The 25,889-nt window shown below is 31.4% G+C and carries 23 protein-coding genes; 17 read left to right on the forward strand and 6 right to left on the reverse strand.

Features of this window, described 5'->3' with window-relative positions; all coding sequences use genetic code 11:
• Nucleotides 1–62: 62 nt before the first annotated feature.
• Entirely contained in the window at nucleotides 63–881 is an 819-nt protein-coding gene (locus ACKTTR_RS08825; RefSeq protein ID WP_408027493.1) for a hypothetical protein, read from the forward strand.
• An 86-nt stretch (nucleotides 882–967) separates the two neighbouring features.
• Here ACKTTR_RS08825 and ACKTTR_RS08830 read toward each other — a convergent pair whose 3' ends face one another.
• Nucleotides 968–1,816: an AraC family transcriptional regulator gene (locus tag ACKTTR_RS08830; protein ID WP_408027494.1), complete on the reverse strand. Its 849-nt coding sequence runs from the start codon at nucleotides 1,814–1,816 to the stop codon at nucleotides 968–970.
• 99 nt (nucleotides 1,817–1,915) lie between these two features.
• On the opposite strand from ACKTTR_RS08830, the gene ACKTTR_RS08835 reads away from it, so the two are divergent.
• The 5 genes from ACKTTR_RS08835 (at nucleotide 1,916) to ACKTTR_RS08855 (ending at nucleotide 6,805) form a co-directional block, all read left to right on the forward strand.
• On the forward strand, nucleotides 1,916–2,899 hold the full coding sequence (locus ACKTTR_RS08835; protein WP_408027495.1) for a polysaccharide deacetylase family protein: 984 nt from the start codon (nucleotides 1,916–1,918) through the stop codon (nucleotides 2,897–2,899).
• Between the two features lie 48 nt (nucleotides 2,900–2,947).
• Complete coding sequence (locus ACKTTR_RS08840; RefSeq protein ID WP_408027496.1) at nucleotides 2,948–3,334, forward strand: hypothetical protein; 387 nt, start codon at nucleotides 2,948–2,950, stop codon at nucleotides 3,332–3,334.
• A gap of 99 nt (nucleotides 3,335–3,433) precedes the next feature.
• Complete coding sequence (locus tag ACKTTR_RS08845; RefSeq protein WP_408027497.1) at nucleotides 3,434–4,540, forward strand: alkene reductase; 1,107 nt, start codon at nucleotides 3,434–3,436, stop codon at nucleotides 4,538–4,540.
• 119 nt (nucleotides 4,541–4,659) lie between these two features.
• A complete protein-coding gene (gene map / locus ACKTTR_RS08850; RefSeq protein ID WP_408027498.1) occupies nucleotides 4,660–5,424 on the forward strand; it encodes a type I methionyl aminopeptidase in 765 nt (254 codons plus the stop codon).
• Nucleotides 5,425–5,518: 94 nt separating this feature from the next.
• Nucleotides 5,519–6,805 (forward strand): APC family permease, encoded by a 1,287-nt coding sequence (locus tag ACKTTR_RS08855; protein ID WP_408027499.1) that lies wholly within the window; start codon nucleotides 5,519–5,521, stop codon nucleotides 6,803–6,805.
• A 66-nt stretch (nucleotides 6,806–6,871) separates the two neighbouring features.
• Here ACKTTR_RS08855 and ACKTTR_RS08860 read toward each other — a convergent pair whose 3' ends face one another.
• Both ACKTTR_RS08860 and ACKTTR_RS08865 read right to left on the reverse strand, forming a co-directional pair.
• The gene (locus ACKTTR_RS08860) at nucleotides 6,872–7,906 is read right to left on the reverse strand and encodes an RluA family pseudouridine synthase (RefSeq protein ID WP_408027500.1); all 1,035 of its coding nucleotides are present in this window, start codon (nucleotides 7,904–7,906) and stop codon (nucleotides 6,872–6,874) included.
• Between the two features lie 17 nt (nucleotides 7,907–7,923).
• Nucleotides 7,924–8,505, reverse strand: a complete 582-nt coding sequence (locus tag ACKTTR_RS08865) for a PASTA domain-containing protein (protein ID WP_408027501.1) — start codon at nucleotides 8,503–8,505, stop codon at nucleotides 7,924–7,926.
• A 154-nt stretch (nucleotides 8,506–8,659) separates the two neighbouring features.
• Between ACKTTR_RS08865 and ACKTTR_RS08870 the strand changes: the two genes are divergently transcribed.
• The 6 genes from ACKTTR_RS08870 to ACKTTR_RS08895 all read left to right on the forward strand — a co-directional run bounded on the left by ACKTTR_RS08870 (nucleotide 8,660) and on the right by ACKTTR_RS08895 (nucleotide 15,810).
• Entirely contained in the window at nucleotides 8,660–9,643 is a 984-nt protein-coding gene (locus ACKTTR_RS08870; protein WP_408027502.1) for a D-alanine--D-alanine ligase, read from the forward strand.
• Nucleotides 9,643–10,095 (forward strand): pantetheine-phosphate adenylyltransferase, encoded by a 453-nt coding sequence (gene coaD / locus ACKTTR_RS08875; RefSeq protein WP_408027503.1) that lies wholly within the window; start codon nucleotides 9,643–9,645, stop codon nucleotides 10,093–10,095. The genes ACKTTR_RS08870 and coaD overlap by 1 nt, the downstream gene beginning before the upstream one ends.
• Before the next feature lie 22 nt (nucleotides 10,096–10,117).
• A complete protein-coding gene (locus ACKTTR_RS08880; RefSeq protein WP_408027504.1) occupies nucleotides 10,118–11,866 on the forward strand; it encodes a M14 family metallopeptidase in 1,749 nt (582 codons plus the stop codon).
• Nucleotides 11,867–11,928: 62 nt separating this feature from the next.
• Nucleotides 11,929–12,447 (forward strand): RNA polymerase sigma factor, encoded by a 519-nt coding sequence (locus ACKTTR_RS08885; RefSeq protein ID WP_408027505.1) that lies wholly within the window; start codon nucleotides 11,929–11,931, stop codon nucleotides 12,445–12,447.
• A gap of 73 nt (nucleotides 12,448–12,520) precedes the next feature.
• The gene (locus ACKTTR_RS08890; protein WP_408027506.1) at nucleotides 12,521–13,441 is read left to right on the forward strand and encodes a FecR family protein; all 921 of its coding nucleotides are present in this window, start codon (nucleotides 12,521–12,523) and stop codon (nucleotides 13,439–13,441) included.
• A 35-nt stretch (nucleotides 13,442–13,476) separates the two neighbouring features.
• Nucleotides 13,477–15,810 carry a TonB-dependent receptor plug domain-containing protein gene (locus ACKTTR_RS08895; RefSeq protein ID WP_408027507.1) on the forward strand — a complete coding sequence of 778 codons (2,334 nt, stop codon included), beginning with the start codon at nucleotides 13,477–13,479 and terminating at the stop codon, nucleotides 15,808–15,810.
• Nucleotides 15,811–15,850: 40 nt separating this feature from the next.
• On the opposite strand, the gene ACKTTR_RS08900 is transcribed toward ACKTTR_RS08895, so the two are convergent.
• Nucleotides 15,851–17,026, reverse strand: a complete 1,176-nt coding sequence (locus ACKTTR_RS08900; protein WP_408027508.1) for a GlmU family protein — start codon at nucleotides 17,024–17,026, stop codon at nucleotides 15,851–15,853.
• A 104-nt stretch (nucleotides 17,027–17,130) separates the two neighbouring features.
• Here ACKTTR_RS08900 and ACKTTR_RS08905 point away from each other — a divergent pair, with 104 nt between their 5' ends.
• From ACKTTR_RS08905 to ACKTTR_RS08915, 3 genes are read left to right on the forward strand one after another with little or no spacing between them, the layout of a single operon-like run.
• Nucleotides 17,131–17,517, forward strand: a complete 387-nt coding sequence (locus tag ACKTTR_RS08905; RefSeq protein WP_047789000.1) for a hypothetical protein — start codon at nucleotides 17,131–17,133, stop codon at nucleotides 17,515–17,517.
• A complete protein-coding gene (locus tag ACKTTR_RS08910) occupies nucleotides 17,507–18,055 on the forward strand; it encodes an acyl-CoA thioesterase (RefSeq protein WP_408027509.1) in 549 nt (182 codons plus the stop codon). The genes ACKTTR_RS08905 and ACKTTR_RS08910 overlap by 11 nt, the downstream gene beginning before the upstream one ends.
• A gap of 2 nt (nucleotides 18,056–18,057) precedes the next feature.
• Nucleotides 18,058–18,750, forward strand: coding sequence for a cyclase family protein (locus tag ACKTTR_RS08915; RefSeq protein WP_408027510.1), 693 nt, complete (start codon nucleotides 18,058–18,060; stop codon nucleotides 18,748–18,750).
• Nucleotides 18,751–18,810: 60 nt separating this feature from the next.
• Here ACKTTR_RS08915 and carB read toward each other — a convergent pair whose 3' ends face one another.
• Nucleotides 18,811–21,663, reverse strand: coding sequence for a carbamoyl-phosphate synthase large subunit (gene carB, locus ACKTTR_RS08920; protein WP_408027511.1), 2,853 nt, complete (start codon nucleotides 21,661–21,663; stop codon nucleotides 18,811–18,813).
• A gap of 103 nt (nucleotides 21,664–21,766) precedes the next feature.
• Complete coding sequence (gene rpmH / locus ACKTTR_RS08925) at nucleotides 21,767–21,928, reverse strand: 50S ribosomal protein L34 (RefSeq protein WP_028891113.1); 162 nt, start codon at nucleotides 21,926–21,928, stop codon at nucleotides 21,767–21,769.
• A 229-nt stretch (nucleotides 21,929–22,157) separates the two neighbouring features.
• On the opposite strand from rpmH, the gene ACKTTR_RS08930 reads away from it, so the two are divergent.
• Together ACKTTR_RS08930 and yidC are read left to right on the forward strand one after the other, a co-directional pair.
• Entirely contained in the window at nucleotides 22,158–23,777 is a 1,620-nt protein-coding gene (locus ACKTTR_RS08930) for a CTP synthase (protein ID WP_408027512.1), read from the forward strand.
• A gap of 194 nt (nucleotides 23,778–23,971) precedes the next feature.
• On the forward strand, nucleotides 23,972–25,843 hold the full coding sequence (yidC, locus tag ACKTTR_RS08935; RefSeq protein ID WP_408027513.1) for a membrane protein insertase YidC: 1,872 nt from the start codon (nucleotides 23,972–23,974) through the stop codon (nucleotides 25,841–25,843).
• Nucleotides 25,844–25,889: the final 46 nt, after the last annotated feature.

Genomic DNA, 25,889 nt, shown 5'->3' on the forward strand with positions numbered 1-25,889 from the left:
TTGGCTACCATTGATTAAAACAACAAAACCACAAAAGACTTCTACATAGATAATTAAACACAATGAAAAAAATTTCGCTAGTATTACTACTATTAACAATAACACTTTCTTGTAAAACAGAAAATCCAACTGAAATAATTGTCATAGGAAGTTTACACAAGCCCGAACCTAATTTTAATTCAGAAACGCTCTTTAAAATATTAGAAGACGTAAAACCTGATTTTATTTTGCATGAAAGAGATTCATCAGCTTTCAATACCAACTTTAGATTTGTAGAAACTCCCACCGAAAATGAAGGGATGGCTTCTTCAAAATACATCAACAAATATCCTTATACTCAATTAAGACCTTATGAATTTGAAGGACGAAATGAATACAGAATAAATATCGGTTCTCGTCCCACTGATGGCTTAACCACAAAGTTATTAGATAGTTTAAACAAAGCCAATTTATTATCTCCTTCAGAAGCTACAATTCATAATAAATATAAAGCTCTTTTAGAACCTTTAATCGTATTAGCTTCTAAATCACCTGAAAACTTTAACAACCCTACAACAGATAGTATCTGTGCCGAAAGACAATATTATCAATATAAAATGTTACCAAAAATAACCAGTGTAAGAAATGAATTTGCTACTCATTTTCATACCAAACCAAATGGAGAAAAAATAAGTTACCGTAACGGATTTCAGTTGGCTTGTGATTTTTGGGATTTAAGAAATCAGACAATGGCTAAAAATATAATGCGAATTTCCGAACAAAACAAAGGGAAAAGAATTGTTGTATTGTGTGGATTTATGCACAGATATTATCTTTTGAGTGAATTAAAAAATCTAACCAAAGGAAAAGATATTGTCTTAAAAGAATTTTACGATTATTAAACGTGATTTATCAGTATTTACCAATACTCACCTACTCTTAAATATACTGTTAAAGGTAAAAAACATCAATCACAAATAACTAAACATCACTTATCCCCCTGATATTCACTAGGATTTTTGCCTGTGTACTTTTTAAATGTTTTATTAAAATGACTAGAGTCTGTGAAACCTGTTTTTTCTGCAACTTCACCGACACTTAAACTACTTTGTTTTAACAAATTTTCAGCTATTTTTATTTTGGTTTCCATTATATAACGCTGTAACGATATACCTGTATGTTTCTTTACAAAAATACCAACATAGTTTGGAGACAAATGAAAGGTTTCTGCTATAACATCAACCTTTATAAGCTCTTTATTTTGTACATTTTGTCGTATGTAAGTCAATATTAAATCTACCTTATTCTTATCGTAAACATGTCCGCTATTTTTTAATGTAGACTTCAAATTTCTCGACAGTATAATTAACAAAGCTCCAAACAATTCAGATAATACATTACGACTATAGGTTAACGGACTATGCAATTCACTTTTTATTAAATGATAAAGTCTAAAAAGTTGCTCTTTATCCGTAGCACAACTAATAACACTTTTAGCAACAATATTCCTATGAAAAATTACTGCCTCTAAATTCTTTCTCCAATAAGTACTTGTAGAAAATGTAGCCTTTTCTAAAAACATCTGCTCTGTAAATTTCACCACACCAAATTTTGTTGGCTCACCAATAATAAACTCATGTTCATCTTTTGGAGTTAAAAAAAACAAATCTCCTTCTTTATAATCAATAACACTTTCGTTTAAAACATGTTTTCCGCTTCCTTTTAAAACAAAAGTTAGCTCAAAAAAATGGTGCTTATGCCTTGGATAGCCCCACTCCTTCTCTGCATCAAACTCAAATACATCTAAATTCTTGGTAATATAAAAACGTTGTGTCATCAGAATGTTTTTATACAAATATACAATGTATTCATACAACAATACAGCTAAAAATAGCTACTAATTTTGCAGATACAATAGTCAATTAAACAATATAAAATGAAAAATAATAGCATTATAGCACTGGCTATCATAGCGGTAAGCTTAACATTAAATGCTTGTAAAAAAGAGCTAAAGAATACAAGTAAAACAAGTTCTACTCCAACAAAAGCTGTAGCAAAAAAAAGCCATTGGCCTAACGGAGCTCAATTAGTCATTTCTTTTTCAATGCAGTTTGAAACAGGAGGACAACCTGAAGGAGCTGAAAGTCCTTTTTCAGGAAATCCATTACCTAAAGGAAATCCTGATTTGCCTGCTGAAAGCTGGTTTCGTTATGGAGCTAGAGAAGGAATGTGGCGAATGATGGATTTATGGGATAAACATAATATAAAAGTAACCTCTCATGTTGTAGGTGAAGCTGCAATAAAATATCCTGAAATAGCTAAGGCTATGGCTAGTAAAGGACATGAAATAGCTGCTCACGGAATTGCATGGGACGATCAATGGAATTTAAGTTACGAAGATGAACTTGCCTTTGTTAAAAAAGGAATTGACACAGTAGAAGCAATTACAGGAAAAAGAGGACGTGGATACAATACTAACTGGTTACGTAGAAGTCCCAACACTCTTAAAGTTTTACAAGAACTTGGCTTTTTATATCATATTGATGATGTAAGCCGCGATGAACCTTTCATTACTAAAGTAAGAGGTAAAAACTTTGTTGTAATGCCTTATACGCTGCGTAATAACGACATTGTAAATATTGCTGGTAAAAACTGGTCACCAGATCAATTCTTATTTCAACTTAAAACAGAATTCAATCAGCTTTATAAAGAAGGTGCCTCTAAAAGAAGAATGATGAGTGTGAGTTTACATGACAGAATTGGAGGTGCTCCAGCAATAGTTAATGTTGTAAATCAATTTATTGAATATGCAAAACAACATGAAGGTGTAGTATTCATGCGTAAAGATGATATTGCCAAAATGGTAATAAATGACCCTAACACACCAATTGATAATGCAGAATTAAAATTTAACAAATAAGAGTACCAACATGAAGCATGTAATCTATTTATACTTTGTAATTATATTATGAAAGTAGAAACAATAAACACACCTGGTAATTGGTCTATACATTGGACAGAATCCTTAAAAAAAGCTATTCAATTAGGAGTTAATAGTCATAAAATTGGACAACAATTATTATTAGAAAATAAACGTGTTAAAATATGGCATATTGAACTGAAACCTGGAAAAACTCTTCCTTTCCATAAACACGATAAACCCTATTTTTATGTTTGCCATACAAGAGGCAGCTCTCGTTCTTATTTTTCTAATGGCTCTATAATTGAAACATACTATGAACCTAATGAGGTTAAGTATTTAAATAACTTAAACACTAAAAACTTCTTCATACATAACTTAGAAAATATTGGTACCACTACGCTACATTTCACAACTGTAGAGTTTACAAAGTAGCACAATATATTTTTACAAGTAAAACATGAATTTATACAACAATAATATCTTCAAACCATAGTAAGTTTGTACTATTAAACAATTAAAACTTTGTAAATCATGGCTTTTAAAAAATTATATCAAACCTATAATAAAAATGGTTTGACATTAAAAAACAGATTTCTAATGGCTCCCATGACGCGTTCTAGAAGTTCACAGCCTGGTGATATTCCTAATGAACTAATGGCTGAATATTATGGACAAAGAGCTTCAGCAGGAATAATTATATCTGAAGCTACTCAAGTTTCACTACAAGGGAAAGGCTACGCTAAAACACCTGGAATTTATACACAAGAACAAATTGAAGGTTGGAAATTAATTACTGACGAAGTCCATAAAAAAGGAAGTAAAATATTTTTACAACTATGGCATGTTGGTCGCGTATCTAGTTCTAAAGTAAACGGATTACAACCTATCGCTCCTTCTAAAAAAGCAGCCAAAGACACCAATGTTTATATTTTTAATGGAGCTCCTAATGGTGATGCTACTTTTGTTACTGTAGAAGAACCTAGGGCAATGACAAAAGCAGACATCAATCAAGTAATTGAAGAATTCAAAACAGGAGCTAAAAATGCTATTGAAGCAGGTTTTGATGGTGTTGAAATTCACGGAGCTAATGGCTACTTAATAGACCAGTTTTTAAGAAGTAACTCCAACCAACGAATCGACGAATATGGAGGAACTAAAGAAAATAGAATCCGATTACTAACCGAAATCACTCAAGCAGTTACTCAGGAAATAGGTAGTGAAAAAACCGGAGTTCGCCTCTCCCCTTTTATTAGTTTTAAAGACATGAATGATCCTGAAATATTAGATACTATAATGATTGCTACCCAAGAACTTGAAAAAATTGGAGTTACCTATTTGCATTTATGTGAAGCAGATTGGGATGATGCTTCTGAAATTCCTATTAATTTTAGAGAAAACTTACGTAAAACATTTAGCAAAACTATTATTGCTACAGGAAACAAAACACCTGAACAAGGAGAAGACTTATTAGAAAAAGGACTCGTTGATTTAATTGGTTTTGGTCGTAATTTTTTAACCAACCCTGATTATCCGAAGCGGGTAAAACTAAGCGCTACGTTAAACAAAATAAGCGATACACATACACTATTTGGTGGTGGTGATGCAAGAGGTTATACAGATTATCCGTTTTTAAAATAGGCCGTTTACTATAAATCAATTTCATCATAATTTTTTGCTTTTTTAGTACTTTTGTTACTCTATAAAAACTTGCTTATACTTCTTAAGAGGGAAAGAAGTCTTAATTAAAAAAAATTAAAATGTCAATAACAAAAGAATCAGAGCTTATTGGAATGAAAAAAATTAGTGAAGTAGTTGGATTAACGCTAAAACTAATGAGAGAATATGCTAAAGTTGGAATGTCTACTAAAGAGTTAGACGAATATGGTGGTGAGATTTTAAAAAGTTTCGGCGCTAAATCTGCTCCTTATGTAACTTATGGGTTTCCTGGTTATACCTGTATTAGTGTAAATGAAGAAGCTGCCCATGGAATTCCTTCTGATAAAAAAATTCTAAAAGAGGGAGACTTAATTAACATTGATGTTTCTGCTGAGTTAAATGGGTTTTGGTCAGATAATGGAGGTTCATTTGTACTAGGTAAAGACATTTACAATCATCAACCTCTTGTAGATGCTTCTAAAAACATCTTAAAAAAAGCTATAAATAATATAAAAGGAGGTGTTAAAATAGCTGATATTGGATATTTAATAGAAACTGAAGCTAAAAAAGCTGGATTTAAAGTAATTAAAAACTTAGCTGGACATGGAGTTGGAAGAAGTTTGCACGAAGAACCAGAAAATATTTTAAACTACAGAGTAAAAACCAACCGAGAACGATTTAGAAAAAATACCACTGTGGCTATTGAAACTTTTATCTCTACAAACTCAACTATAGCTGTTGAATTACAAGATGGCTGGACTTTGGTTGGAAATAAAGGAGGATATATAACACAACACGAACAAACAATATTAGTAACGGGTAAAACCCCTATTGTTCTAACAAAATCTAATGAAATCTGGGTTTAAGTAGCTCATTGCACTATAGCTCTTACTTTTAAAAAGTGCTTTCAAAATAAATAACTACTTTAGTCACTGTTACACTAACTAACAATCACTAAATATGTCTAAAAAAATAGGATTAAAAGAAGCCATTTCAATAGGAATTGGAGGTATGGTAGGTGGTGGTATTTTTGCCGTTTTGGGTCTCGCTGTTTTACTTGCCAAAGGAGGAACTCCAATTGCTTTTTTACTTGCTGGTATACTAGCTTTACTAACCTCATACAGTTATGTACATCTTTCTAAGAAATACCCAGATAGAGGTGGAACCGTAAAATTTATTAATCAAGGTTTTGGTAGAACTATTTTTAGTGGAGCAATTAACAATCTTTTATGGGTAAGTTATATTGTAATGCTTTCTTTATATGCTTCTGCTTTTGGCTCTTATGCTCCTAACTTATGGGAAATTACACAAAATAAAACAATTAACTTTCATATATATGCCAGTACAATTATTATTATAGCTACAGCTATTAACTATTACAGTATTGCTGTAGTAGGAAAAATTGAGTCGTATGCAGTAGTTATAAAACTTATAATTCTTATTGGTTTTATTGCTATTGGAGCCTATGGACTAATAGGAAATCCTAATATAGCACAACTGTCTATTAGTAACTGGGAAAATCCTATACAACTATTTGCTGGAGGTATGGTTATTTTTGTTGCCTATGAAGGTTTTGAATTAATTGCCAATGCTGCTCCTGATATTTTAAATCCTGAAAAAAACATTTCAAAAGCTTATTATTATTCCGTAGTATTTGTTATTGTATTATATATCATAATTGCCCTGGTAACTGTAGGCTCTCTTCCTTTTAATCAAATAGCAAAAGCACAAGATTATGTTCTAGCAGAAGCTGCTAAACCTATGTTAGGACAGGTAGGTTTTACCATCATAACCATAGCTGCATTAATATCTACATTTTCTGCTATTAATGCTTCATTATACGGAGGTAGTAAAGTAAATTATGAAATTGCTGAAGATGATGAATTACCACACCATTTTCTAGCCAAGTTTTGGAATCAACCTATCGGGTTACTTATTACAGCTATAGCAACTCTAGTATTAGTTAACACATTAAATTTAGAAAGTATATCTACTGCTGGTAGTGTTGGATTCATCCTTATTTTTGGAATTGTAAATTACGTAGGGTTTAAACTTTCAAAAGAAACAAACTCTAATAAAACAATTCCTTTGTTAGGTTGTATTCTATGTGCTATTGCCCTAGTTATTCTTATAAAACAACAAATAGAATCTAACCTTATAGGTGTATTTGTTTCTTTAGGTATTATCACACTCTGTTTTATTATTGAGTGGTCTTATAAGAAGAATGAAAACAAAAAAAGTTTTTAATCTGTATAAAATCTCCAGAGGCTTTATAGAATAAAACTATTTTCTATAAAGCTTCTGGGTAACTTATTATTCTTCCAATTTTGAATGCTCAGAATAAGTACGCCACTTTTCTATACAAGCGGTAATGTCTTCTGGTACTTCAGAATCAAATTGTAAAAATTCTCCTGTAGTTGGATGTGTAAAACCTAACGTTTTTGCATGTAAAGCTTGTCTTGGTAACACTTTAAAGCAATTATCTACAAATTGTTTGTACTTAGTAAATGTAGTTCCCTTTAAAATAGTATTTCCACCATAACGCTCATCGTTAAAAAGGGTATGACCAATATGTTTAAAGTGAGCTCTAATTTGATGTGTTCTACCCGTTTCTAATTTACATTGTACCAAAGTTACGTAAGTAAGTCTTTCAAGTACTTTATAATGAGTTACAGCATGCTTACCATGCTCTCCATCAGGGAAAACATCCATTTGTAAGCGGTTTCTTAAGCTACGACCTATATTTCCTTCAATAGTTCCTTCATCCTCTTCAATATTACCCCAAACTAAGGCGTAATACAAACGTTCTGTAGTACGGTCAAAAAACTGCTTTGACAAATGTGCCATTGCATATTCTGTTTTTGCAACTACCAACAATCCACTTGTATCTTTATCTATACGATGCACTAAACCTGGACGCTCGTTAGAGTTTTTCGGTAAATTTTCTATGTGATGAATTAGTCCGTTTACCAACGTGCCTGAATAATTCCCATGACCTGGGTGTACTACCATACCTGCTGGTTTGTTCACCACTATCACTTCATCATCTTCATACACTATATCAATAGGAATATCTTCTGCTACTAATAAGTTTTCATGAGGAGGGTATGTTAATACAACTCTAACTACATCTTTTGGTTTTACCTTATAGTTAGGCTTTACTGCTACATCATTTACTAAAACATTCCCTGCTTTAGCAGCCTGCTGTATTTTATTTCGAGTAGCATTTTCAATAAAGTTCATTAAAAATTTATCTACTCGTAAAGGTACTTGACCATCAGTTGCTACAAACCTATGGTGTTCGTATAAATCATCATTCTCTAGATCTGGAGTATTATCTTCCTGCATCAATCAATTTATAAAAATTAGTATCCATTACCATCACCTAAAATCAAATCGATGGTTGTTTGTTTTGGTAACTTAGTACCTGGTTCTATTTTTTGTCCGTTATGCTTCAATCCACGAACCACATCTTTTCCTATATCATGAACCCAAGTAACATTTGTTCCTACTTTAAACCCTATAGAACGTAAGTGTGTTGTTGCTTGACGTCTTGTACGTCCATCTAAATTAGGTACTTCTACATCTCTATACTTTGACGGATTTAGAGTTAAGTATATTTTACGTTTTTCTTTTACAAAATCACCAGCTTCAGGATCTTGTTCTATAATTGACTTCTTAGGATAATCTGGATTATAACTTGCACTATCAATTACCACAAAATCTAAATTTAATTCACTTAATTTTTGCTCAACATCTGCCAACGACATTTTATGTAAGTTAGGCACTTGTATTTTTTGATTGTGATTTGTTGTAACCCCTAGCCACCATTGTAAAACAAATACAAAGACAAGTATTGAAACAACTGCTATAATTACGTTTTTTAAAAAAGATTTACTTTTAATAAACTGAAATAAACCTTTAAAACTTTCTGTAAAATTACTCATATCATTTTTTTGTAAGATCGCACAAATTTACAGTAAAAATATTACTATTTTAAATTCAACAAGTCTTAAACGAGTTTTTTTGGTAAGTTTGTATAATCCAACGATTGGATTTTAGATAAACAATGATAAAAACAGTAATTGAAATACATTTGAAGTGAAAAAAAACATCGCTATTATTATGGGAGGTTATTCCTCTGAAGTAGGAATTTCTCTAAAAAGTGGTAATGTAGTTTACAAACATATTGATACAGAAAAATATAACGCGTATAAAGTTCATATTTTAGAAAATAAATGGGTGCATGTTGATGACAACGAAGAAGAATATCCAATAAGTAAAGAAGATTTTTCAATTAAAATTAAAGGTCAAAAAATTACATTTGATTGTGTTTTTAATGCTATTCATGGTACACCTGGCGAAAACGGTATTATCTTAGCTTACTTCGATCTTATTGGCTTAAAACACACTTCTGCCCCATTCTATCAAATGGCTTTAACCTTTAACAAACGTGATACCTTAAGTGTAGTAAAACAATACGGAATAGCAACAGCTATTTCTATATATTTAAATAAAGGTGATGAGATAGATTGTGACGCTTTTATTAAAAAAGTAGGACTTCCTTGCTTTGTCAAACCAAACGGTGCAGGTTCTAGCTTTGGTATTTCAAAAGTATATACTAAAGAGGAATTAATTCCTGCCATAGAAAAAGCTTACGAAGAAGATACTGAAATATTAATTGAAAGCTTTTTAGACGGAACTGAGGTTTCTGTTGGAGTAATTCAATATAAAGGAGAAACAAAAGTATTACCTATAACCGAAATTGTTTCTGAAAATGATTTCTTTGATTACAAAGCTAAATATGAAGGTGAGTCACAAGAAATCACCCCTGCACGTTTAACTGATTCTCAAAGAAAGAGAGTTAAAGAAGTAGCCAAACGTGTATATGAAATTTTAAACATGCGTGGTTTTTCTCGTTCAGAGTATATTTTGGTTAACGATGAGCCACATTTTATAGAAATGAATACTGTTCCAGGATTAACTGAAGCAAGTATTTTACCACAGCAAGCTAATCATGCAGGTATTTCTTTAACTGAATTATTTGGAAATGCTATTGAAATGGCTTTAAATGACAAAATATAATGAAGAGAGCAATTTTCCCAGGATCTTTTGATCCAATTACTTTAGGACACTTAGATATTATTGAACGTGGTGTTACACTTTTTGATGAGTTAATCATCGCAATTGGTGTAAATGCTGATAAAAAATATATGTTTTCTCTAGAGGAACGTCAACGTTTTATCGAAGAAACTTTTAAGCATGAGTCAAAAATAAAAGTACTTACTTATAGTGGACTTACTGTAAACTTTTGTAAAGAACAAGACGCTCAATTTATTTTAAGAGGTTTACGTAATCCTGCCGATTTTGAGTTTGAAAAAGCTATTGCACATACTAATAGAAAACTTTCTGAAATTGAAACTGTGTTTTTACTAACCTCTTCTGGTAAAAGTTATATTTCTTCATCTATTGTAAGAGATGTTATCAGAAACGATGGAGACTATACAGGTTTGGTACCAGATGCTGTTAGAATTTAAACTTTTTTAAAACACTATTCTTTTGAAAAAACTATTTTTACTACTCCTTATAATAGCTGTTGCTTGTAAACAAAAACCTACAAAAAAATCCGTCGATTTTACAACACTATTTGAAACTTCAAATGGTACAGAAACACCTAAATATGATGAAGTTATTTCTTTTTATAAAGATTTAGCTGAAGTTTATTCTGAAATTTCTTTGTTTGAAATAGGTAGTACAGATATTGGAAAACCATTACACTTAATTGTTTTCAATACAGAAGGAAAAACTAATATCGAGGAGCTTAAGAATTCTTCAAAAAATAGAATTTTAATCAATAATGGTATCCATCCAGGAGAATCTGACGGAATAGACGCTTCTATGCTTTTATTAAGGGGTATAGTTCAAAATGATTCTTTAAAAAACAAATACAAAAATTCTTTAATTTGTATTATTCCTGTCTATAATATTGGTGGTGCACTAAACAGAAATTCACATACGAGAGCCAACCAAAATGGTCCAAAAGAATACGGTTTTAGAGGAAATGCTCGTAACTATGATTTAAATCGTGATTTCATTAAACAAGACACTAAAAATGCTGCTGCATTTGCCAAGATTTTTCACACTGTAAATCCAGATGTCTTTATAGATAATCACGTAAGTAATGGAGCAGACTATCAGTACGCAATTACACATCTATTTACACAACACAATAAATTGGGAGGTAATCTAGGTGAGTTTATTGAAACAAAAATGCGCCCAGAAATAGAACAATCTTTAGCTCAAAAAGACATCATTATAACCCCGTATGTTAACGTTTGGGGAACTACTCCTGAAGATGGATGGTCGCAGTTTTTTGATTCTCCCAGGTATTCTACAGGGTACACTACCCTCTTCAATACCTTAGGGCTAATGGTTGAAACCCATATGTTAAAACCTTATAAAATTAGGGTAGAACAAACGTATGAGTTATTGTTTTCTACTTTAGACTTTTCCGAAGAAAACAGTAGTAAAATTAAAGATTTACGAAAAAATGCTTTAGAAGAAATTATTAATAAAAAAACATACTCTGTCGCTTTTAAAGTTGACTCCGACAATCCTTCAATATTAGAATTTAAGGGGTATGATGGCACATTTATAGACAGTAAAGTTACCAATGGGAAACGTTTATTTTATGACAGATCAGAACCTTACGACAAAAAAGTTTCTTATTACAATAACTTTGTTTCTACCAAAGAAATTATAATCCCAAAAGCTTATATTTTACAACAAGGTTGGCATAATGTTGTAGAACGATTACAAAATAACAAAATTGAATTTACTCATTTTAAGAAAGACACTATATTAACTGTTGAAGTTCAACACATCAAAGAGTTTGATACTCAAAAAATGGCTTATGAAGGTCATTATCTACATTTTAATACAGAAGTATTCAGAACAAAAAATCAACAAGTCAAATTTTCTAAAGGAGATATTTATATTCCGACAAATCAAACAGGAATACGTTATATTATAGAAACTTTAGAAGCCGAAGCTCCTGATTCTTTTTTTAACTGGAATTTCTTTGATACTATTTTACAACAAAAAGAAGGATATTCTTCTTATGTTTTTGAAGATATTGCCGAAGATTTCTTAGACAACAACCTTCCAATAAAACAAGAATTTTTGGAGAAATTAAAAGTAGAAGAAGATTTTGCTAAAAATCCACAAGCACAATTATACTGGATTTACAAAAAAACTCTTCATTACGAAAAAGCACACAAAAAATTACCTGTTTATAAGTTATATTAATAATTTTTTAACCTCTTAATTACATTTTCATACATTTGTTACCGGTTAAGAATTTAATCTAAATGAATAAAGAACCCTTAAAGTCTGTTTGTGATCAGAAAAATTTTGAAGAAATTTTTAATCAACATTCACAAACATTAAGAAATTACATATACTATAAGTGCGGTGATACTCAGCAAGCTGAGGATATCGTACAAGAAGCGTATATAAAATTATGGAGTAATTGTGCTAAAGTTTTTTTTGATAAAGCCAAATCTTACCTCTATACAGTAGCAAACAATCATTTTTTAAATGATGTAGCACACAAAAAGGTTGTTTTGGAACACCAAAAACAAAATGTTTCCTCTGGTAATACTAATGAAACGCCTCAGTTCCTTTTAGAAGAAGAAGAATTTCATGTAAAACTTAAAAAAGCAATTGCTGATTTGCCAGAAAAACAGCGAGAAGTTTTTTTACTTAGTCGAATAGATAAGAAAAAGTATAATGAAATCGCAGATATAGTTGGAGTTTCTGTGAAAGCAGTAGAAAAGAGAATGAGTAAAGCTCTGCTTACACTAAAAGAGCAAATAGGTAAAGTCTAATAAAAAATAATATTTGTAGTAGGGTAATTGGTCTTTTACCTGTTTTTAATACAAATAGCACGAACAACAGAAAATGAAAATAAATTATAAAGATGAAACCTTTTTAGCCAGATGGATAGCCAATGAGCTATCTGCAGAAGAGTTGAAAGAGTTTCAACAAACAGAAGTTTATCATCAATTTAAAGCTATTGATGAAGCTTCGCAGTTACTAAAAACACCTTCTTATAATAAAGAAGAGGCTTTTAGTAAAATAAAAACAAACTTAGGGTCAATAAAAACTAACAAAAAAGTAGTAAAATTAGTTCCTACTTGGGTGTACGGTGCTGTTGCCTCTATAGCTTTATTAATTAGTTTTTTATATTTTAACAACAATACCGTTGACTTCTCTACAAGTTATGGAGAGCAAATAACGATTACTTTACCTGACAATTCTAAAGCTCATTTATCTCCTAAATCTGAAATAACATACAAAAAACAAAACTGGGAAAATAAAAGAGAGTTATCTTTAAAAGGGAAAGCTTATTTCGAAGTAGAAAAAGGAAAATCTTTTACTGTAAAATCTAACCAAGGTAATGTAACTGTGTTAGGTACCAAGTTTACTGTCAATACTTCAGAAAATTATTTTGAAGTTCAATGTTATGAAGGTAAAGTAAAAGTTACTTCAAAAAGTAAAGAAGAAATTATTTTAACTAAAGGAAAAGCTTACAGAAACTACAGTAACTCTAGTGAAAAATGGGAGTTTGTAGATAGCGTTCCTTCTTGGGTTAAAGGTGAAAGTTCATTTAATAATACTCCTTTAGATCAAGTTATAAAAGCTTTAGAAAATCAATTCAAATTAAAATTTGATGCTTCAAGAATAGATACCTCTCAACGTTTTACAGGTACTTTTACACATGAAGATGTTAATATAGCATTACAAACTGTTTTTGCTCCTATGAAAATTTCTTATAAATTAGCAGAAAATAGTTCAGTTGTATTGACATATAGTAAATGAAGATAAACTTAAGTATACTTTTTATATGCTTAGCGATGTCTATTTTTTCTCAGGAAAAGGTAGACATTTCTTTTATTGATGCGCCTTTATTGGATGTATTAAAAGAAACAGAAACCCATTATGGGGTAAAATTCTCTTTTAATACAGAAATAATTAATGGAAAAAACTTTTCTTTCAAAAAGAAAAAATGTGAGCTAGTATACCTTATTGGAGAAATTGAACGTCAAACTCCTCTGGTTTTTAACCAAATTAATGAACGTTATTATTACATAACCAAAAACTCAAACTTCAAACCTAACGAATACAATCTTTTAAAAGAAGTTCTTGTTACTAACTATATAACTTCTGGTATAAATAAAAAAAGGAACGGAACTATTTCTATTCTTCCAAGTCAATTAGGTGTTTTACCAGGTTTAACAGAACCAGATGTATTAGAAAGTTTAAAAATTATTCCAGGTGTTCAAAGTCCTAATGAAACAGCTGCTGGTATCTATATAAGAGGTGGAACACCTAACCAAAACTTAGTTTTATGGGATGGGATCAAAATGTATTATTCAGGACATTTCTTCGGAATGATTTCAGCTTTTAATCCATATACTACCAAAGAAATTACCCTATCTAAAAGTGGTACGGGAGCTAGATATGGAAACAGGGTTTCTGGTGTAATTGATATTAAAACAACAGAAAAAATACCTGAAAAAATCACTGGGAATTTTGGTTTGAATATGACCCATGCTGATGCGCTTATTTCAATTCCTTTTTCAGAGAAAACAGCTATTTCTTTTTCGGCTAGAAGATCTTTTTCTGATGTTTTAAAGACATTTACTTTTGATAAATTATCTATGCGCGTTTTTCAAACATTTGATGATAATCAAGAGAATCAAATTATAGATAAGAATATTAAGTTTGATAGAAATAATAAATTTAAGTTTTCAGACTATACCACAAAATTTATATACAAACCTAATGAAAATGAATCTTTAACTCTAAGCTTCTTGCATACCAAAAATCAAATGTTTAACGACTTTACTATTCCAATATATAAAGACAAATACAATGATAAGTTAGATATTGATAATACTGGTTTAAGCATAAATTGGAAAAAACAATCATCTGAAAAAAAGACGCATAGTATAAAAAGTTATTTTTCAAATTTTCACTTGGATTATATGGGTAATTATAACTATATAGATGATTATCTTATCTTGCTATCTACCAAAAGTAATTCTTTAACTGACTTCGGTATTTCATATAACATGAATTATTCTTTTAATGATAGAACAGATTTATTTTGGGGTTATGACTTTACATCAACTAAAGCAGCTTATAAATTAAAATATTCTGCTGATTTAGAAGGTGAAAATCGATATTTATCTGTACAAGAAGACGAAGGAACAAACAACTCACATTCTATTTTTGCTGAATATTTATACGATAATGACAACTGGAATATAAACTCTGGAGTACGATTTAATTATTTTTCTAAAATTGACAAACTTGTTTTAGAGCCTCGTTTATATTTTGAAAAAAAGCTTGCTTCAAATTTAAGTATCAAAGCTTCTTTTGAGCAAAAACACCAAACATTAAGTCAAATTATAGAGTTTCAAACCTCTAGTTTAGGTTTTGATTTAGAAAATCAAATTTGGGCTCAAGTAAATAATGACGATATTCCTCTTCAAAAAAGTTTACAAGTTTCTACTGGAATACTTTTTAATAAAGATAACTGGAAAATAGATATTGAACCTTATTATAAAAAGGTTAGTGGAATGACATCACAAACAAGTGGTTACAACGATCAAACTGATGATTTTTCTAATGGTAAAGGAAAAGTATTTGGAATAGATATGCTGATTAACAAAAAGTTCAATAACTACAGGACTTGGGTTAATTATTCGTACACTAAAAACAGATTTAAGTTTTTAGATTTAGAAAACAAATTTTTTCCTGCAAATCATGATATAACAAACTACTTTTCTTGGTCTCATGCTTATAAGTTAAATAACTACGAGTTTTCTCTTGGTTGGATATATAGAACTGGTAATCCTTATACTGCAGTTAAAGAATTTTACACTGATGACAATGGAGCTCCTTATATAAACTTAGATTCAGATAACATTAATGCTCTTAGACTTCCTAATTACAGTCGATTTGATGCCTCTATGACCTACTCTTTTAATTTTTCTGAAAGATGGAAAGGTAAGTTAGGTTTCTCTTTACTGAACATTTTTAACAAAAAAAATATTTTAAGTAGAACCTATAATGCTATTCCTATTAGGAACTCTGATAATCAGATTGAGTATAAATTAAAAGAAGTAAACAAAATATCTTTAGGAATTACCCCTAACTTTGTTTTTAGAGTTAATTTTTAACTAAAAAAGACTTTACAAAATGTAAAGCCCTTTTTTTAGTTTAATAGTTTCTGTATTGTTTTGTTTCTTCAAAAACATGCTCTAAAATTTGTTTTTCTCTTTCATCAAACTCAATACCTCGTCTTTTCATTACCACATCTGCAACTTCAAAAACTTTATTAGTTTTATATTCAGTAAATCCTGAAGCTCCTCCCCAACTATATGAAGGAACAAAATTTCTTGGGAATCCACTTCCAAAAATGTTAGCAGAAACTCCTACAACTGTACCTGTATTAAACATAGTATTAATTCCACATTTTGAGTGATCTCCCATCATCAATCCGCAAAACTGTAATCCTGTTTTAGCGAAGCGTCCAGTTTCATAATTCCATAACTTTACTTCTGCATAATTATTTTTAAGATTAGAGTTATTACTATCAGCTCCAATATTACACCATTCACCTAGCACTGAATTTCCTAAAAACCCGTCGTGTCCTTTATTTGAATATCCAAATAATACTGAGTTGTTCACCTCTCCTCCTACTTTACAATAAGGTCCTAAGGTAGTTGCTCCATAAATTTTAGCCCCTAATTTTAATACTGAGTTCTCACACATAGCTAAAGCACCACGTACAACTACACCTTCCATTATTTCAGCTTTTTCACCAATATAAATTGGTCCTGTTGAAGCATTTAATGTAGCAAAAGTTAGTTTAGCTCCCTTTTCAACAAAAATATCATTTCTATTAACACAATTAACAGTTTCTGGAATTGGTTCCGATTTTCTACCCTCAGTTATTAAGTCAAAATCAGCTCTAATTGCTTTATCATTTAATGAAAAAATATCCCATGTATTTTTTATTTGAATAATATCATCTTCAAACTCTATGTGCTCATAAGAGGAAAAATCTACTTCTTCCTGAGTATCTGTCGTATAAAAAGCAATAACATCTTCATCTTTAAAAATAGCTTGATTGGTTTGCAGATTTTTAACCATTTCAACCAAAGGTTTGGTTGGTAAGAAAGAAGCATTTAACAATACATTTTCTTCCATTTCAACCATAGGATATTTCTCTTCTAAATACTCCTCTGTCACGGTAGTTGTTGTTAAGCCTAAGTATTTTTCCCACTTTTCTCTAATAGTTAAAATACCTACTCTAATATCAGCTACTGGTCGTGTATATGTAAATGGTAATAAGGCTGTACGTACATCACCATCAAATAAAATATAGTTCATGTTAATCATTTTTTGAAGCAACACAAACTTACTACTTTCAATTCATTTTACAAGTCAAAATATAAACCTTACTTTTGTTATTATACATTCTTCAATATTATACTATGAAAAAAATTTTAGGATTAATTTTAATTGGTATTGCTCTTATAGCGGCTCTATATTATGCTTTTATTTATTTTGTTCCTTATAGTGAAGGTGTTCGCTCGGGTGAACTTATAAAAATTAGCTATAAAGGTGTGGTAGTGAAAACTTGGGAAGGTGAAATTAGCCAAGGTATTTCTGGAGCTCAAATTTTTGCCTTTTCTGTAGAGGACAATCAAAAGGAAGTTATAAAAAAACTTCAAGAATATCAAGGTCGTTATGTAAAAGTTACTTACAAAGAACGTTTTGGAACTTTCTTTTGGTTAGGTGACACAAAGTATTTTATAACTCACGTTGAAGAAGAACAATCACCTCATTTTAGAGGAATAAGAAAAGACAATGAACAATAATATATATAGAAATATAGAAGATACTCGCATTACCATTTCTGAGTTAATGCTCCCTTCTCATGCTAATTTTAGTGGCAAAATTCACGGAGGTTACATTTTAAAATTAATGGATCAAATTGCATTTGCTTGTGCCTCTAAACATTCAGGTACTTATTGCGTAACAGCCTCGGTAGATACTGTTAACTTCATAAACCCTATTGAAGTAGGTGAATTAGTTACCATGAAAGCATCTATTAATTATGTCGGTAAAACTTCAATGGTAGTTGGTATAAGAGTAGAAGCACAAAATATACAAACAGGAAAAACCAAACACTGTAATTCTTCTTATTTTACTATGGTAGCAAAAAAAGATGACGGTGACAATGCCAAAGTTCCAGGAATTATTATTAATGATGATAATGAAATGCGCCGTTTTTTAGAAGCTATCCATAGAATTAAAATGAAAAAAAATAGACAAGAGAAGTTTGACAATGATAATTTTACTGCTCAAAACTACATTGAAGAGCTTAAAAATTATAACGTGAAGATTGAGTTATAACCATGCCTGAAATTATAGATTTAAGTCAAGATATTTTTGACGGAATGCCTGTTTATAAAAGCCTTCCCCAAGTTAAAATGTCTGTACATAACACCCATGAAGAATGGGATGGAATTGAAAACCCGACAACAAAAACTCCTGCTGTATATAAACTAGAAATGGGTGAGCATACAGGAACTCATGTTGATGCTTTAAATCATATGGCGGCTAAACATGAAGGAAAATCTATAGACACTATGCCTCTGAGCATGTTTTATACCGAAGGTATTTGCTTAAATTTTTCTCATAAAAACTTACAAGAGTTAATTACTTCAGAAGAAATTAGAGAGCAATTAGATAAAGAAAAACTTAGCATTAAAGAAGGTGATACTGTGCTTCTTTGTACTAACCATTATGCAAAGCATTTTAATACTGAAAACTGGGGAAAAGGTCCTGGTATTACTGCTGAGTGTGCTACTTGGTTAGGTGAACAAAAAATTGCTGCTTTTGGAGTAGAAACTATGTCTCCAGGAATTCCTAAAGTATCTAATAAGAAAGTACATCATATTTGTGGTGAAATGGGTTTTACACATTATGAAAACATGATAAACCTTGACAAATTATTAGGTAAAGGCAGATTTCGTTTTATAGCTCTGCCCTTAAAAATTAGAGGAGGAACAGGATCGCCAGTAAGAGCGGTTGCTATTTTTGAATAAAAAAATCCGAAGTAAATTTACTTCGGATTTTTTAGTCTATTTTCTATTCTTTAAAAAGATTTATTTACTCAAGTACATTTTACGTCTTGCGTATAAGTCATAAAAAGCATCATCTCTAAGTGAATCTATAAACAAAATGCTTTCTCCTGTTGATTTCATCTCAGGTCCTAAGTTCTTATTCACATTAGGGAACTTGTTAAATGAAAATACAGGTTGCTTAATTGCAAAACCTTCTAACTGTGGATTGAAATCAAAGTCAGTTACTTTTTTGTCTCCTAACATCACTTTTGTAGCATAGTTTACATATGGTTCTTTATAAGCTTTTGCTATAAATGGAACTGTACGAGACGCTCGTGGATTCGCTTCAATGATATACACTTTATCATCTTTAATCGCAAACTGAATGTTAATTAATCCAACTGTATCAAGTGCTAAAGCAATTGTTTTAGTGTATTCTCTAATTTGCTCCAATACTAATTCTCCTAAATTGAACGCTGGTAATGTAGCATTTGAATCTCCTGAGTGGATTCCGCAAGGCTCAATATGCTCCATAATTCCGATGATATACACGTTCTCTCCATCACAAATAGCATCAGCTTCTGCTTCAATAGCTCCTTCTAAATAATGATCTAGTAACAATTTGTTATTAGGTATTTTACGTAATAAATCTACTACATGTTCTAATAACTCCTCTTTATTGATTACAATCTTCATTCCTTGTCCTCCTAATACGTAAGATGGACGTACTAAAATTGGAAAATCCAATTCATCAGCTAAAGCTAAAGCCTCTTCTGCATTTTCAGCAACTCCAAATTCAGGATAAGGAATATTATTTTCTTTTAGTAAGCTAGAAAAACTTCCTCTATCTTCAGCTAAATCTAACGCTTTATAACTTGTTCCTAAAATTGGAATTCCATAACGTTCTAACTTTTCAGCTAATTTTAAAGCTGTTTGTCCTCCTAACTGAACAATAACACCTTCTGGTTTTTCATGCTTAATGATATCGTAGATATGCTCCCAAAAAACAGGCTCAAAGTATAATTTATCAGCCGTATCAAAATCAGTAGAAACTGTTTCAGGGTTACAGTTAATCATAATAGTTTCGTAACCACACTCCTTCGCCGCATATACACCGTGAACACAACAGTAATCAAACTCAATCCCTTGTCCAATTCGGTTTGGCCCAGAACCTAAAACTATTACTTTTTTCTTATCAGAAACTACACTTTCATTTGATACAGAAACTTCGCCATCAGCAGTTTCTATCTCACTTTCAAAGGTAGAATAGTAATAAGGAGTTTGTGCTTTAAACTCGGCTGCACAAGTATCTACTAACTTATAAATACGTTTTATTTTTAATTCCTCTCGTTTTTTATACACTTCACTCTCTAAGCAACCTAACATGTGAGCGATTTGACGATCACCATATCCTTTTTGCTTAGCTTCTAACAATAATTCTCTATCAAGTGTATCAATAGTATATGTAGAAATTTCTTTCTCTAACTCGTGTAACTCTTCATATTGGCGTAAGTACCACATATCAATCTTGGTGATTGCATGAATTTTACTTAACGGGATTCCCATTTGAATTGCATCATAAATAGCAAAAACTCTATCCCAAGAAGCATACTTTAACTTATCAATAATCTGGTTATAGTCTTTATATCCTTTACCGTCAGCTCCAATTCCGTTACGTTTAATTTCTAACGATTGTGTTGCTTTGTGTAAAGCTTCTTGGAAAGAACGTCCAATTCCCATTACTTCACCAACCGCTTTCATTTGTAAACCTAATGTTCTATCAGAACCCTCAAACTTATCAAAGTTCCAACGAGGTATTTTTACGATTACATAATCTAGAGTTGGCTCAAATAAAGCTGAAGTAGACTTGGTAATTTGGTTATCTAACTCATCTAAAGTATATCCTACAGCTAATTTAGCAGCGATTTTAGCAATTGGATACCCAGTTGCTTTCGATGCTAATGCTGATGAACGAGATACACGTGGATTAATCTCAATTGCAATAATATCTTCCTTTTCATCTGGAGAAACGGCAAACTGTACGTTACATCCTCCTGCAAACTCTCCTATAGAACGCATCATTTTGATTGCCATGTCACGCATTTTCTGGAACGTTTTGTCCGATAACGTCATGGCTGGAGCTACTGTTATAGAGTCTCCTGTATGGATTCCCATTGGATCCATATTTTCAATAGAACAGATAATTACAACGTTATCATTATCATCACGTAATAATTCTAACTCGTATTCTTTCCATCCCATCATTGCTTTATCAATCATTACTTCGTGGATTGGAGAAATTTCTAATCCTCTAGATAATGATTCTTCAAACTCTTTTTCATCATATACAATAGATGCTCCTGCTCCTCCTAAAGTAAAAGAAGCTCTAATACATAATGGGAATCCGAATTCTTGTGCTATCTCTTTTCCTTTTAAAAATGATGTTGCAGTAGCTTGAGGTGCCATTGGCACGTCAATTTTTTCCATTAATAAACGAAACTTATCTCTATCTTCTGTAATATTAATAGCATCAATATCTACTCCTATAATTTCAACATCAAAGTCTTCCCAAATCCCTTTTTCGTCAGCTTCAATACAAAGGTTTAATGCGGTTTGCCCTCCCATAGTAGGTAAAACAGCATCAATTTGTGGGTGCTCTTTTAAGATTTGAACAATAGACTTCGTATTAAGCGGCAACAAATATACATGATCAGCCATCGAAGGGTCTGTCATAATTGTTGCAGGATTCGAATTAATTAAGATGGTTTCTATTCCATCTTCTCTCAAAGATCTTAACGCTTGAGATCCTGAATAATCAAATTCACATGCTTGACCAATAACAATTGGTCCTGATCCAATAATTAAAATCGATTTAAGGTCTTGTCTTTTAGGCATTTTAGTCTGTGTTGTGTTGTGATGTAAAAATAAAAATTGTTTGGTTATAAAAAAAGGCGATACTTAATAGTAACGCCTTTAAAATATTAACAATAGTTAATCATTATTTCTTTGGTCTAGATTCAGATGAAACAGACAACTTTTTTCTTCCTTTTGCTCTTCTTCTAGCTAATACTTTACGTCCATTAGCAGAAGCCATTCTTTCGCGGAAACCGTGTTTGTTTCTTCTTTTTCTCTTCGATGGTTGGTACGTTCTTTTACTCATTACAGTATATCTTAAATATCTTCTTTAAAAATGTTTTGCTTTTGTGAAATTCCGTCTGCTAAAAGCGTGGGCAAATATACAACAGTTTTTCAGTCTGACAAACCCTTATTTTATTTTTTTTAAAAAAAAGTCTGTTTGGCAAACATACGTAATTTTTCTGTACGTTTTTTCTCTTTTTTATTTGTTGTAATTGTCAGACTTCTTACTTTTGCGCAAACCTAACAGTACCATGAACAACACAAAATACGTTTTTGTAACCGGAGGCGTAACTTCATCACTAGGGAAGGGAATTATAGCCGCTTCTTTAGCCAAATTATTACAAGAAAGAGGATACTCAGTAACCATTCAAAAGTTAGATCCATATATTAATATAGATCCAGGAACATTAAACCCATACGAACATGGAGAATGTTATGTAACTGATGATGGGGCTGAAACCGACTTAGATTTAGGACATTACGAACGTTATTTAAACATTCCTACTTCACAAGCTAACAATGTTACCACTGGTAGAATATATCAATCGGTAATTAACAAAGAGCGTAAAGGAGAGTTTTTAGGAAAAACAGTTCAAGTTATTCCTCATATTACTGATGAAATTAAGAACAGAATCCAAATTTTAGGGAATACAGGCGATTACGATATCGTTATAACTGAAATTGGAGGAACCGTTGGTGATATTGAGTCATTACCATATATAGAAGCTGTTCGTCAATTACAATGGGATTTAGGAGAAGATAACGCAATTGTTATACACCTAACTTTAGTCCCTTACTTAGCAGCCGCTGGTGAATTGAAAACCAAACCTACACAACACTCTGTAAAAACATTAATGCAAAGTGGTGTAAGTCCTGATATCTTAGTATGTCGTTCAGAATATGAAATCTCTGATGACATTAAACGTAAATTAGCCTTATTTTGTAATGTTAAAAAGCAAAATGTAATTCAGTCATTAGATGCTGAAACTATTTACGATGTTCCTAACTTAATGTTTAAAGAGGGACTAGATTACGTAGTATTAGATAAATTAAATTTATCTACACGTAAACAACCTAATCTAAAAACATGGAACAAGTTTTTAGAACGTCATAAAAACCCTACTTCTTCTGTTGAAATTGGTTTAGTAGGAAAATATGTCGAGTTACACGATTCATATAAATCAATTACTGAAGCTTTTATCCATGCAGGAGCTGCGGCTACCAATAAAACAAAGGTTAATGTTCGTTGGATTCACTCTGAAGAACTAACTCCAGAGAATGCTGCTAAACAACTAGAAGGGTTAAACGGTGTATTAGTTGCTCCTGGGTTTGGTGATAGAGGTATTGAAGGAAAAATCGCGGCAGTACAATATGTACGCGAAAACAATATACCTTTCTTAGGTATTTGTTTAGGAATGCAAATGGCGGTAATTGAATTTGCTAGAAATGTGTTAGGTCTTAAAGAAGCTAACTCTACTGAAATGAATCCTGATGTAGCGCATCCTGTAATTAACTTAATGGAAGAGCAAAAAGATGTTACTGAAAAAGGTGGAACGATGCGTTTAGGTGCTTGGGATTGTCAATTAACTCACGATTCTAAAGTTTTTCAAGCGTATAAAGAAGAATTAATTAGTGAACGTCACCGTCACAGATACGAATACAATAACGACTACAAAGAGCAGTTAGAAAATGCTGGTATGAAAACAGCAGGTGTTAACCCTAAAACAGGATTAGTCGAGATTGTTGAGATCGACTCTCACCCATGGTTTGTTGGAGTTCAATATCATCCTGAATATAAAAGTACAGTATTAAATCCGCACCCATTGTTTGTAAGCTTTATTAAAGCAGCTTTAAAACAATCAAAGAAATAAATTAAAAATCCTGTAATTGAATTTACAGGATTTTTTATTGTTTATAAAAATTGGAACACTGTTTGAACTACAATCACCAACAAAATTATTCACCGTAAAACCTCAAAAAAACTATAGGGTTTTACTACCTTTGTCGGGTTTTTCAGCTTTTAAGAAAAACTTTAAATGACAAGTTGACATTTTAACATATATCAATGGAACAAAAAAAATTTGATTTAAATTCCTTTATAGGAATGCTTTTATTAGGAGGAATTATGCTTTGGTGGATGAACACACAGAAGCCAGAAGAAACTCCTGAAGCTACTACCCAAACAGAGCAAACTACAGATGCTACAACCAACACTCAAAACAATTTAACCGATAATTTAGTAGTAAACGACTCATTACAACAAATTGCTTTACAAAATAAATTTGGTGCCTTTGCATACGGAGCTTCAAAAAGCCAAGAAGGAAATACTACACTTGAAAATGATCTTGTAAAGTTAACTATCGACAATAAAGGTGGACAGATTATCGAGGCCTTGGTTAAAAACTACAAAACTTACGATTCATTACCACTATACTTAGTAAAAGACAATAATGCTTCTTTCAATATTAATTTTGGAACTACTGATAATCGAATTTTAAATACTAAAGATTTATTATTTACTCCTACCCTAACCAAAAATGGAGGTACACAAATACTTTCTTTGAAGTTAAAAGTTTCTGAAGCTAAGTTTTTAGAATACCGCTACGAAATGAAAAAAGGTGATTACCGTGTAGGTTTTGCCGTTCGTTCACAAGGATTGAGTAATACTATTAATAGTTCTCAAGAAATAAATTTAGATTGGAGTTTAAAAGGTTTTAGACACGAAAAGAGTTTGAAAACCGAAAACATGTACTCTTACTATTATTATAAAGCCGATGATGAAGTAGATTACTTACAAATGAACGATGATGAAGTTGTTAGTGATATTGACTGGGTTGCTTATAAACAACACTTCTTTTCTTCTATTTTAACATCTGATACACCATTTAGTAATGCTACTTTGAAATCTGTTGACTTTGCAGGTGAAGATAAAGATAGTGTATACACTAAAACTTACGGATTAAAAACTCCGTTAGCTTTAACAAATGGAGAGTTAAACTATAACATGCAATGGTTTTACGGACCTACAGATTATAATTTATTAAAATCTTACGAAGGAACTAGTTTAGACGAAATCGCTGATTTAGGTTGGGGAATTTTTGGTTTCTTAAACCGTACCATATTCTACCCTGTATTTAACATGTTAAAAGGTTTTATTGGTAACTTCGGATTAATTATCATTTTAATGACAATTGTAGTACGTATAATCATGTCTCCAGTATTATACAAATCGTACTTATCAAGTGCTAAAATGAAAGTGATTCGTCCAGAGATGGAAGAAATCAATAAAAAGTATCCTGGTAAAGAAAATGCTATGAAGCGTCAGCAAGAAATTATGGCAGTACAGCGAAAAGCTGGAGTAAGTATGATGTCTGGTTGTATACCCGCATTAATGCAAATGCCTGTATTCTTTGCGCTATTTAAGTTTTTCCCTACCAACATTGATTTCCGTCAAAAGAGTTTCTTATGGGCAAATGACTTATCATCTTATGATACTATTTTTAAATTACCATTTAAAATTCCTTTCTATGGAGACCACGTAAGTTTATTCCCAATTTTAGCTTCTGTAGCCATTTTCTTCTATATGAAAATGAATCAAAGCCAGCAAGCTAACATGCAAGCTCCTACTCAAGAAGGAATGCCTGACATGAGTAAGATGATGAAATGGATGATTTACTTCTCTCCTATTATGATGTTATTCTTCTTTAACAACTATGCTAGTGGATTAAGTTTATACTACTTTATCTCAAACTTACTAACCATCATAATTATGTTTGTTATTAAGAACTATGTTATTGATGAAGCGAAGATTCATGCTAAGATTGAAGAAAACAAAAAGAAGCCTGTTAAAAAGAGTAAATTCCGTGAGCGTTTAGATGCTGCCATGAAACAAGCTCAAGAACAACAAGCTGCACAACAACGCACTAAAAAGAAATAATTTTTCAATATATTTTTAATAAAAAGGATGCTAAAAAGCATCCTTT

The sequence above is a fragment of the Tenacibaculum litoreum genome, from assembly GCF_964513915.1.
In the GTDB taxonomy this organism is placed as follows: Bacteria; Bacteroidota; Bacteroidia; order Flavobacteriales; family Flavobacteriaceae; genus Polaribacter; species Polaribacter litoreum.